The 591-nt window shown below is 71.4% G+C and carries 1 protein-coding gene; it reads left to right on the forward strand.

The genetic code is table 11. The features are described 5' to 3' along the window. Window positions 1-322: 322 nt before the first annotated feature. Window positions 323-591 (forward strand): hypothetical protein (locus BTM36_RS27095; RefSeq protein WP_217349673.1); only part of this gene is annotated, 269 nt, incomplete at its 3' end.

Below are 591 nucleotides of genomic sequence, written 5' to 3' on the forward strand. Positions count from 1 at the left end.
CCTGGCCCAGGCCGCCCCGGCCAGTGGCGCGGACGTCCTCACCAGCGGCGCGAGCACCGCCCCCGCGGTGAGAGGAGAGGACCTAGCAGCTCCCGTAGGGCCCGCGATCGAGGACGATGCCCCGGAGTGACAGCAGACCGCGTCCCAGCCGGCCACCGAAGGCCGCGCGGGGGCACTGAACCGGTCTCTGAGCCTCAGCCTCAGGCCGTCCGAGGAGGGCATCGTACACCGCCGCACCGAGCTGCAGCAGCGTCGAGCCCGCGAAGAGGCCGCCCGCCGCGCTGAAGAGGACGCACAGCGCGCCCGCGACCGCGACGCACTGGTGCAGGCATCACGCCGCGAACAACGGCGCAGGGAGACCGAGGCCCGCCGCCAGGAGCAGCGTGAGGTCATCCAGACCAACTTCCAGGGCACCCGCACCATCCTCATCGCCAACCCCAAAGGCGGGGCACGCAAGACCACCAGCACCTACGTGCTCGGAGCCACCATGGGCATCATCCGCGGCGGCTCCGTCATCGCCTGGGACGCTAATGAAACCATGGGCACCCTCGGCGACCGCTCCAAGGCCGACCTCCACGACCGAACCGTCGT

The sequence above is a fragment of the Herbaspirillum sp. VT-16-41 genome, assembly GCF_001994935.1.
Lineage (GTDB): Bacteria > Pseudomonadota > Gammaproteobacteria > Burkholderiales > Burkholderiaceae_D > Herbaspirillum > Herbaspirillum frisingense.